Source organism: Streptomyces sp. NPDC014861 (genome assembly GCF_043081625.1).
Taxonomy (GTDB): Bacteria; Actinomycetota; Actinomycetes; order Streptomycetales; family Streptomycetaceae; genus Streptomyces.
This window is the reverse complement of the sequence record NZ_JBIBWV010000015.1, coordinates 40,418-50,339: the sequence shown is the minus strand read 5'-3', so window position 1 is coordinate 50,339 and position 9,922 is coordinate 40,418. Positions and strand designations below refer to the sequence as shown.

Genomic DNA, 9,922 nt, shown 5'->3' with positions numbered 1-9,922 from the left:
CGTCGGGCGTCGGGCGTCGGGCGTCGGGCGTCGGGCGTCGGGCGTCGGGCGTCGGGCGTCGGGCGTCGGGCGTCGGGCGTCGGGCGTCGGGCGTCGGGAAAATCTGTCACCCGTGTCGTCTCGGTAGCATGCCGGGCGTCCGTTCCGTAGCGTGAGGATCGCACGAAGGGGGAATCGACGATGGCCGGTCTGAGGCTGGGGCCGCTCCTGCGGTACGTGGACTGGGACTCGGGCACGAGCGCGACCGTGTGGGTCGAGACCGACACGGCGTGCACGGTGGAGCTCCGGTGCCCCGACGGCGCGGGGGGATCGGCCCCCACCTTCCGCGTCGCGGGCCACCACTACGCGCTGGTCGTCGTCACCGGGCTCACCCCCGGGACCACCGTGCCGTACGAGGTGCTGCTCGACGGCGAGCGGGCATGGCCCCTCGCGGACTCGCCCCTGCCGCCCAGCACCCTCCGCACGCCGTCGGTCCCGGCCACGGACGCGGTGGTCGCCTTCGGCTCGTGCCGGTGGGCGGCGCCCGCCGCGGGCCGGTCGGATCCGGTGGGGCCCGACGTGCTCGACACGCTCTCCGCCCGGCTCGCGGCCGACCCGGAGGCCGAGCGCCCGGACGTCCTGCTCCTCCTCGGCGATCAGGTGTACGCGGACGAGACGTCGGCCGCGACCCGCGCCTGGATCGCCCGGCACCGGCGGGCCGCCGGCACCGGCTCCGCCGCCCCGCCGGACCAGGTGGCCGACTACGAGGAGTACACCCGTCTCTACGACGAGTCCTGGGGCGACCCCGGGCTGCGCCGGCTGCTGGCGACCGTGCCCAGCTGCATGGTCTTCGACGACCACGACGTGATCGACGACTGGAACACGAGCGCCGCCTGGGTGGCCGAGATGCGCGCGACGCCCTGGTGGCACGAGCGGATCATCGGCGGCCTGATGTCGTACTGGGTCTACCAGCACCTCGGCAACCTCTCCCCCGCCGAACTCGCCGAGGACGAGGTGTACGCGGCGGTCCTGGCCGCCGGTGACGGCACGGCGGTGCTGCGCGCCTTCGCGGAGCGCGCCGAGGCCGACCCGGCGGCGGTCCGCTGGAGCTACCGCAGGGACTTCGGACGCACCCGGCTGCTGATGGTCGACACCCGGGCCGCCCGGGTTCTGGAGGAGCGGGACCGGGCGATGCTGGACGAGGAGGAGGCCGCCTGGCTGCGGACGCAGGCGTTCGACGACCTCGGCTCCGTCGACCATCTGCTCGTCGGGACCTCGCTCCCGTGGCTGCTGCCCCCGATGGTCCACTTCGCGGAGGGCTGGCACGCGGCGCTCTGCCGCGGTGAGCGCGGGCCCCGCTGGGCGCGCTTCGGCGAGTGGCTGCGCCGGCGGGCGGACCTGGAGCACTGGCCGGCGTTCCCGGACTCGTTCGCGCGGCTGACGGACACGGTCGCCGAGGTGGGGCGGTCCGACCACGCCCCGGCGACGGTCTGCGTCCTCTCCGGCGACGTGCACCACGCGTACGTGGCGGAGCCCGTCTGGCCGGCCGGGGAGCAGCCGCGCTCCCGCGTCTTCCAGTTCACCTGCTCCCCGCTGCACAACTCGGTCCCGGCGACGATGCGCGCCGGCTTCCGGCTCGGCTGGAGCCGGCCCGCCAAACTCTTCGGCCATCTCCTGGCCCGCCACGGACGGCTCGTGAGGCCGACGGTCCGGTGGGAGCGCACCGGCGGCCCGTGGTTCGGCAACCAGTTGATGACGCTGACCCTGCGCGGACGCACGGCCCGGCTGCGGCTGGAGAAGGCGTCGGCGGGCGCGAACCCGGAACGCCGCGGGACCGACCGGTCGGGAGCGCGTCTGACCGGCGTGCTCGACCGGGGTCTGACGGACGGGAGTTGACGACTTCCCGCTTGCCGGGGGGAGTTGACGACTTCCCGCTTGCCGGGGGGAGTTGACGCATTCCTGCTTGCCGGGCGGGAGTTGACGCCCTCACGCTTGCCGGGCGGGAGTTGGCGCCTTCCCACCTGCCCGGCGGGGCGGGCGCCTTCGGCCCGCCGATCCCAGCTGGGCCGCCGGTCCTCGCCCGCCCCAGGGTCCACGCCGTGTCACCGCTGGGGACGGGTCACGGGGTCGGCCGCCGGACGGAGTCCAGCGCTGTCAGTTCCTCCGGGGACAGCCGGAGCGCGCCTGCCGCCACGTTCTCGGCGAGATGGCCGAGGTCGCCGGTGCCGGGAATGGCCAGGACGTGGGGGCCCTGGTGCAGGGTCCAGGCCAGCCGGACCTGGGCGGTGCTCACCCCGTGGGCGCGGGCGACGGCACGGACCTCGGCGCTCTCTCCGGCCTGCGCGCCGGCGGTCCGCCCCTGTCCGGCGATCGCGTAGAACGGCACGTAGGCGATGCCCTGTTCACCACAGCGGCGCAGGAACGCCTCCTCCTCGGGCGAGGCCCCGACGCCGTACATGTTCTGGACGCAGACCACGGGTGCGATGGCCTGGGCCTCGGCGAGGTGGTGCGGCTGGATGTTGGAGAGTCCCAGGTGGCGGACGAGTCCGGCGTCGCGGAGTTCGGCGAGCGCGCCGAAGCGTTCGGCGACGGAAGCGGTGCCGACGACGCGCAGGTTCACCACGTCCAGGTGGTCGCGTCCGAGCTGGCGCAGGTTCTCCTCGACCTGGCCGCGCAGCTGCCCGGGGGTGGCGTGCGCGGTCCACTCGCCGGAGGGGTCGCGTCCGGGGCCGACCTTGGTGACGATGACGAGGTCGTCCGGGTAGGGGCCGAGGGCCCGGTTGATCAGCTCGTTCGCGGAGCGCAGCGGGGAGAAGTAGAACGCGGCGGTGTCGAGGTGGTTCACGCCCAGCTCGACCGCGTGGCGCAGCACCTCGACGGCCTGGTCGCGGTCGCGCGGAACGGCGCCCGGTGTGAGCGCCTCGCCGTGCTGGGTGAGGCGCATCGTTCCGAAGCCGATCCGGTTGACCGTGCGGTCGCCGAGCTGCCAGGTGCCCGCTGCCGAGGCGGTGATGGTGGGTGAGGTCATGGCGTGATGATCGGTCCGCGATAGCCTGCGGGGCCACTGTTTCACGCATGAGCGAATCCGTCGGGGGTGATCGGAGTGGCGGAGCTGGCGTTCACGGCCGGCGACCTCGCCCAGGTGCGGTTCGTGGTCTCGCCCCTGTGGGAGGTCGTCCCCAGCTTCCGGCTGCTCACGTCGGGGGCCTCGCACCCGGTCCACGGGCCGTGGGCCGACCAGGTGCGCCCTCGGCTGAGGGCCGCCGGTCTCGACCGGGGCTGGCTCACCGAGCTGACCGGGTCCTCCGGCTACGTCCCCGACTTCCTGAACCCGGCCCCCGCCGTGCCGGCCCCCGCGCCGGAGGCGGAGTGGGAGGCGATCGCGGGCTCTCCCGCCGACCGGGTGCGGCAGGACCTCGACCACCTCGCCCGCCATCAGGGACGTCTCGGCCCGCGCCTGTCGAGACTGCGCGCGGACCCGCCCGCCCACCTGCCCAGGCTGGCACGGGAGATCGAGGCGTACTGGGAGCTGGCGCTGTCCCCCTACTGGGCGCGGATCCGAGCTGTGCTGGACGCGGACGTGCTCCACCGGGCCCGCACGATCGCGGAGCACGGAGCGGGGCGCCTCCTCAACGACCTGCACACCTCGGTGAGCTGGGCCGACGACACGCTCCGGCTGGAGCGGAGGAAGCGGGACATGCCCCGGGAGTCCAGTGGCGCGGGGCTGCTGCTCATCCCCTCGGTGTTCACCGGACCCGGGCTGCGGACGCGGGTGCGACCGCCGGACCCTCCCCAACTCGCCTATCCGGCGCGCGGCACCGGCTCGCTGTGGCAGGTGCGGCCCGTCGCCGGGGCCTCCGCCCTCGCCCCGGTCCTGGGCCGCTCGCGGACCCTGCTGCTCGCCGAACTGGACGCCCCGGCCTCCACCACCGAACTGGCGCGCCGCACCGGGCAGTCGGCCGCCGGGGTCTCCCAGTGCCTGACCGCGCTGCGCACCGCCGGTCTCGTCAGCGCCCACCGCGCGGGCCGGTCCGTCCTGTACGCCCGCACCGCCGCGGCGGAGACCCTCCTCAGGGCGGCCTCCGTCTGAGGGAGGGGAGGTCAGCCGGCGGGGGTGCCGGCGCGGTCGTGGGCTCGGCGGGCGTGCTTCTCCAGGCGGTCGCGGTAGGCCGCGTACCAGCTCTCGTCCCGCTCCGGCATGTTGCTGTTGGCCAGGCGCATGCCGGCGCGGCCGTCGATCAGTTCGCGGACGATGTCGGCGTGGCCCGCGTGCCGGTACGCCTCGGCCGTCACGTGGAGCAGGACGCGCTGGAGGGTCACCTCCTCGCCCTGCTCTCCCCACCAGGGGACGTGACCCGCCGCGTCGAGCGGCAGGGTCTCTATCGTCGCGTCCGCGTGGGCCCAGGAGCGGCGGTACAGGTCCATGATCCGGTCCCGGGGCTCGTCCGCGGTGGCCCACATGTCGGCGTTCGGCTCGGCGCCCTCGTCGTACCAGGGCAGGGACTCGTCGTGCGGGCGGCCGAAGACCGGTCCGAAGTAGGAGAGTTCGCCACTCGCCAGGTGCTTGACCAGGCCGAGGAGGTTGGTGCCCGTGGAGGTGAGCGGTCGGCGGACGTCGTACTCGGAGAGCCCTTCGGTCTTCCAGACGACGGCCTCGCGGGCCGCCCTGAGGTAGCGGTGGAGGTCTGCCTTCGGGTCATGACGGTTCATACGCCGAGTCTCGCACCGCCCACTGACAACGTCCGGTACGGCGAGGTGCGCGGTGCGCGGTGCGGGGTCGACACGGCCCGGGATCGGCGCCGTTCACCGTTCGCGGGCGACCAACACGCCCTGGGGTCGGCTCCGTTCGCCGTCTGCGGCCTCGCCCCGGGAACATCTGGTAGTAAACCTTCCTGTCCGCTAGCATCTCCCGCAGCGGCTCGGCGCGGCGGCCCCACGGGGACGTGACGCGCTCAGCGAGAGCTCTGACCCGGCCGCCGCGCACCACCCCGCTCGGGCCGTGGCGCGCCCTGCCGGTGTCCAGCTCTCGCCCCCTCAGGCCAGGGAGCCCAGGCATGCGTCCGTTCGCATCCACCCCACCTCGCCGCACCACGTCCCTCTCCTCCCCCACCTCGCTCTCCCTCGTCCTCGCCGCCGTGCTGCTGCTCGTCGGCGGGCTCCTCCTCGCCCAGCCCGACCGGGCCGGCGCCCGAGCCGTCGCCGACTCGCTGATCTCGCAGGGCCGTCCGGCCACCTCGTCGTCCGTCGAGGACGGCACCTTCGGACCGGAGAAGGCCTTCGACGGCGTCTCCACCACCCGCTGGGCCAGCGCCGAGGGCGTCGATCCGCAGTGGATCCGCGTCGACCTCGGCCCCTCGGCGACCGTCTCCCGCGTCAAACTCGTCTGGGAGGCCGCCTACGCCAAGGCGTACCGCGTCGAGATCTCGTCCGACGGCACGAACTGGACGCGCCTCGCCACCGAGACGGCCGGGAACGGCGGCACCGACGACTGGACCGGCCTGACCGGGACCGGCCGCCACCTGCGCGTGTACGGCACCGCCCGCGGCACCTCGTACGGCTACTCCCTCTTCACGGTGGAGGTCTACGGCACCGCCACGACCACTCCCCCGCCCACCGGTGCGTTCACGGTCGTCGCGGCCGGCGACATCGCCGCCCAGTGCACGGCCTCCAGCAGCTCCTGCGCCCACCCGAAGACGGCGGCGCTGGCCCAGCGGATCGCGCCCTCCTTCTACCTGACGATGGGTGACAACCAGTACGACGACGCCCTGCTCTCCGACTTCCGCGCCTACTACGACAAGTCCTGGGGCGCCTTCAAGGCGAAGACCCGGCCCGTGCCCGGCAACCACGAGACCTACGACCCGGCCGGGTCGCTCGCCGGCTACAAGGCGTACTTCGGCTCGATCGCGTACCCGCAGGGCAAGCCGTACTACAGCTACGACCAGGGCAACTGGCACTTCGTCGCCCTCGACTCCAACTCCTTCGACGACCCCGCGCAGATCCAGTGGCTCAAGGACGACCTCGCACGCACGACCAAGGGGTGTGTCGCCGCCTACTTCCACCACCCGCTGTACTCCTCCGGCGGCCATGGCAACGACCCGGTCTCCCGGCCCGTCTGGAAGATCCTCTACGCCTCCAAGGTCGACCTCGTCCTCAACGGCCACGACCACCACTACGAGCGCTTCGCCCCGCAGGACCCCGACGGGCGGGCCGTCGCCGACGGCATCGTCGAGATCGTCGGCGGCATGGGCGGCGCGGAACCGTACGACATCGAGACCGTCCAGCCCCACAGCCAGAAGCGGATCAGCGGCACCTACGGCGTCCTGAAGCTCGACCTCACCGACACCACCTACACCTGGCAGTACGTCGGCACCGACGACCGGGTCAAGGACTCCGCCCCGACCTACTCCTGCCACTGATGTACCTCGCGACCACCGGTCGCCCCGACGCGCCGCCCGCCCCCTCGGGGATCCGGCGGCGCGTCCCGGGCACTGTCCTCGCGCTCGGCGCGGTCAGCCTCGTCACCGATGTCTCCTCGGAGATGGTGACCGCCGTCCTGCCGTTGTACCTGGTCCTCGGACTCGGCCTGTCCCCCCTCCAGTTCGGGCTGCTCGACGGCCTGTCGACCGGCGCCACCGCCCTCGTGAGGCTCCTGGGCGGCGTCACGGCCGACCGCGGCGGACGGCACAAGATGGTCGGCGGCGCCGGCTACGCCCTGTCCGCCCTGTCCCGGCTCGGCCTGCTCCTCGCGGGCGGGTCGACCGGCTGGATCGCCGGCGCCATCGGCGCCGACCGGCTCGGCAAGGGGGTGCGCACCGCTCCGCGCGACGCCCTCATCACCCTGCACAGCGCGCCGGAGGAGCTGGGCCGCTCCTTCGGCACCCACCGCGCCATGGACACCGCGGGCGCCCTCCTGGGGCCGCTGGCCGCCTTCGCCCTGCTGTGGCTGACGGCCGACGCGTACGACGCCGTCTTCGCGGTCAGCTTCTGCGTCGGCGCCTTCGGCGTCGTGCTGTGGCTGCTGTTCGTGCCCGGCCGCGGCACCGCCGTCGCGCGTCGCGCGCGCGGCGCCCTCCCCTCCGCGCGAACGCGGGGCGGGCTGCTCGCCGGTCTGCGCTCACCCGGCTACCGGCGGATCGTGCTGTGCGCCGCGCTCCTCGGCGCGGCCACCATCGGCGACTCCTTCCTCTACCTGCTGCTCCAGCGCCGACTCGCCTTCGACGCCACCTGGTTCCCCTTCCTCCCGCTGGGCGCGGCCACGGTCTTCCTGCTGCTCGCCGTCCCCGCCGGCCGACTGGCCGACCGCCTCGGGCGGCGCCGGCCGCTCCTGTACGGGCACGGGGCCCTGCTCCTCGCCTACGGCCTGCTGCTGACCCCGCTACCCGACCTGGCCGTCCTGCTGGGCGTCCTCGCCCTGCTCGGCGTGTTCTACGCCGCGACCGACGGCGTCCTCATGGCCCTGACCGGCCCCTACCTGACCGAGGGCCGGCAAGCCGGCGGGCTCGCGCTCGTCCAGACCGCCCAGGCGCTCGCCCGGCTCGGCTCCGCCGTCGCCTTCGGCGCCCTGTGGACGGCGAGCGGCCCGGAGACCGCGCTCACCGCGGCACTCCTCGCCCTCGCCACCGCCGTCTGCTGCGCCGCGCGCCTGCTTCCCCGCGCCGCCACCGCCCCGACCGCCCCCGCCTCCCCGACCGCCCCCTCCGATCCCTCCGTACCTTCAGAGAGGACGCCCTGACCCATGCACGCCCCGACCGGTACCTCCACGCGTACCCGCGTCTGGATCGTCGTCCTCGCGCTCCTGCTGCTCGGCGGCGGGGCCACCGCCTACACCCTCCGCGCGGCCTCGGACCGCGACGCCACGAGCGCCGGCACCGCCGACCCCGGCTTCACCCTCACCGGGAGTGCGCTGTACGCGCGGGACACGGCGACCGGTCGCGTCGCCCGTGTCGACCCGTCCGCGCCCGGCGGGCGGGTGGCGGGCGGCCCGGTCTGCGACCGCTTCCACGCGGCCGGGGACACCGCGCTCTGCCTCCGCCGCAGGCCCGGAGTCCCGGCCCGCTCGTATGTCCTGGTGCTCGACCGGGAGCTGCGCGAGGTGCGCCGCATGAGCCTGCCGGGCATCCCCAGCCGGGCCCGGGTCTCCGCCTCGGGGAACATGCTCGCCTGGACGATGTTCACGACCGGGGACTCGTACGCCCGCTCCTCCTTCTCCACCCGTACGTCCGTCCTCGACCTGCGCACCGGGTACCTGGTGAAGAACATGGAGCAGATTCCGCTGACCCTCGGCGGACGCCGGTACCACGCACCCGACGTCAACTACTGGGGCGTCAGCTTCGCCGCCGACGACAACCGCTTCTACGCCACCGTCTCCACCGACGGCCGCACCCACCTCGTCGAGGGCGACATGGCCGCCTGGTCGGCCCGAGCGCTGCGGGAGAACGTGGAGTGTCCGTCGCTGTCCCCCGACGGCACCCGGATCGCCTTCAAGAAGCGGGTGTCCGAAGGACCGCGCGAGCCGTGGCGGCTGTACGTGTACGACCTCGCCGGCGGCGGCGAGCACCCGGTCGCCGAACCCCTCGGCGTCGACGACCAGGCCCTGTGGACGGACGCGAGGACCCTCGCGTACGGCCGGGGCGGCGGGGTCTGGTCCGTCCCCGCCGACGGCTCGGCCGCCCCGCGTCTCCTCGCGCCGTCCGCTTCCTCCCCGACGGTCACGGGCTCGGCGTCCGCGCCCGGCGCCTCATGAGACGCCGTCGCACCCGTCCGCGTCCGCGCAGGTCGTGGGCGAGGGGTCCACGGGGGCGAGCGGGACGCCGTTCTCGCGCAGCACCTTCCGCACGTCGAGGATCAGCGGGAAGACCTCCTGGTTCAGGTCGGCCCCCTGCTCGTCCCAGGCCCGCTGTTCGGCCTCGACGGCCATCCTGTCCTGGGCGAAGACGCGCTCGGTGAACCGCCGGATCAGCGGCCACGCCACGTGGAGGGCGCCCGGGAGGGCGGGCTTCGCGATCATGAGGAGCCCGAACACACGGCTGACCCGCTGCTCGGCGTCCACCGGCACGTAGGCGGCCCACAGGGAGAACGCCGCCGTGCCCGAGTCCTCGGGCACGGCCCGGAGGGTCTGGTAGGGGTACCCGGTGCGGATGGTGACCACGTCGGGCGTCGACGCGCCGCCCCGTCCCTCGGCCGACAGCAGCCCCGCTCCCCGGTCCTTCCGCCCGCCGGACGGCACGAAGAGGTACCGGGCCTCCACGGAGCGCGGGCCCGTGTCGTACCCGAGGAGTTCGGGGTGGATCCGGCCGAGGACGCCCCGGTGCAGGAACTGGTGGTTCATGTCGAGCAGGTTCTCGTGCAGGAACGAGTAGTGGCAGCGCACGGTCCGCGCGAACATCATCGTCCGGTGCCGGGCCGAGTCCGCCTCGGGCAGCACGGGCAGCGGGGCGGCCTCCGCGAGGGCGGGGTCGCCGGGGAAGACGAAGACGAGCCCGTACCGTTCGCGGACGGGGTACGCCCGCACGCCCCGCGGTGGCCGGGGCGCGCCCTTGGGCAGGTAGGGGATCTGCGAGATGCGCCCGTTCCCCCGGTAGGCCCAGGCGTGGTAGCAGCAGCGGAGCGTCTCGCCCTCCACCACGCCCAGGCTCAGCGGCACCTGGCGGTGGGCGCAGCGGTCCTCCAGGGCGTACACGGTGCCGCCGTCGCCCCGGTAGAGCGCGATGCGCCGGCCGGCGAAGGAGGCCGCGCGGACCTTCCCCCTGGACAGGCTCGCGGACCGGGCGACCGGGTACCAGAAGTCCGGGTCGATCCCGACGCGCCGCAGGTCGGTCGCGCCCGCGGCGCGGTCACCGGCCGTCGTTCCGTCCACGACCGCCGGAGCACCGGCTTCGGGCCCCCGGCCCGTCCCGCGGGTCGCGTTCGCCTCCTCGGTCATCCGCCGCTCCCTCTCGTCACC

At 74.3% G+C, this 9,922-nt stretch carries 8 protein-coding genes; 5 read left to right on the top strand and 3 right to left on the bottom strand.

Going from position 1 to position 9,922, the window contains the following annotated elements:
• Positions 1–180: 180 nt before the first annotated feature.
• Positions 181–1,875: an alkaline phosphatase D family protein gene (locus ACF1BN_RS25765; protein WP_392333965.1), complete on the top strand. Its 1,695-nt coding sequence runs from the start codon at positions 181–183 to the stop codon at positions 1,873–1,875.
• A gap of 223 nt (positions 1,876–2,098) precedes the next feature.
• Here the strand turns inward: ACF1BN_RS25765 and ACF1BN_RS25760 are convergent, their stop codons facing one another.
• The gene (locus ACF1BN_RS25760; protein WP_392333964.1) at positions 2,099–3,007 is read right to left on the bottom strand and encodes an oxidoreductase; all 909 of its coding nucleotides are present in this window, start codon (positions 3,005–3,007) and stop codon (positions 2,099–2,101) included.
• A gap of 75 nt (positions 3,008–3,082) precedes the next feature.
• Here ACF1BN_RS25760 and ACF1BN_RS25755 point away from each other — a divergent pair, with 75 nt between their 5' ends.
• Positions 3,083–4,069, top strand: a complete 987-nt coding sequence (locus tag ACF1BN_RS25755; protein WP_392333963.1) for a DUF5937 family protein — start codon at positions 3,083–3,085, stop codon at positions 4,067–4,069.
• A gap of 11 nt (positions 4,070–4,080) precedes the next feature.
• On the opposite strand, the gene ACF1BN_RS25750 is transcribed toward ACF1BN_RS25755, so the two are convergent.
• Positions 4,081–4,689, bottom strand: a complete 609-nt coding sequence (locus ACF1BN_RS25750) for a DinB family protein (RefSeq protein ID WP_392333962.1) — start codon at positions 4,687–4,689, stop codon at positions 4,081–4,083.
• A 344-nt stretch (positions 4,690–5,033) separates the two neighbouring features.
• Between ACF1BN_RS25750 and ACF1BN_RS25745 the strand changes: the two genes are divergently transcribed.
• The 3 genes from ACF1BN_RS25745 to ACF1BN_RS25735 are packed head-to-tail and all read left to right on the top strand — an operon-like array spanning position 5,034 to position 8,722.
• Positions 5,034–6,395: a discoidin domain-containing protein gene (locus ACF1BN_RS25745; RefSeq protein WP_392333961.1), complete on the top strand. Its 1,362-nt coding sequence runs from the start codon at positions 5,034–5,036 to the stop codon at positions 6,393–6,395.
• Entirely contained in the window at positions 6,395–7,711 is a 1,317-nt protein-coding gene (locus tag ACF1BN_RS25740) for an MFS transporter (protein WP_392333960.1), read from the top strand. The genes ACF1BN_RS25745 and ACF1BN_RS25740 overlap by 1 nt, the downstream gene beginning before the upstream one ends.
• 3 nt (positions 7,712–7,714) lie before the next feature.
• Positions 7,715–8,722 carry a hypothetical protein gene (locus ACF1BN_RS25735; protein WP_392333959.1) on the top strand — a complete coding sequence of 336 codons (1,008 nt, stop codon included), beginning with the start codon at positions 7,715–7,717 and terminating at the stop codon, positions 8,720–8,722.
• Here the strand turns inward: ACF1BN_RS25735 and ACF1BN_RS25730 are convergent.
• Entirely contained in the window at positions 8,717–9,901 is a 1,185-nt protein-coding gene (locus ACF1BN_RS25730) for a Rieske 2Fe-2S domain-containing protein (RefSeq protein WP_392333958.1), read from the bottom strand. The two genes, ACF1BN_RS25735 and ACF1BN_RS25730, sit on opposite strands and share 6 nt — an antisense overlap.
• Between the last annotated feature and the right edge of the window lie 21 nt (positions 9,902–9,922).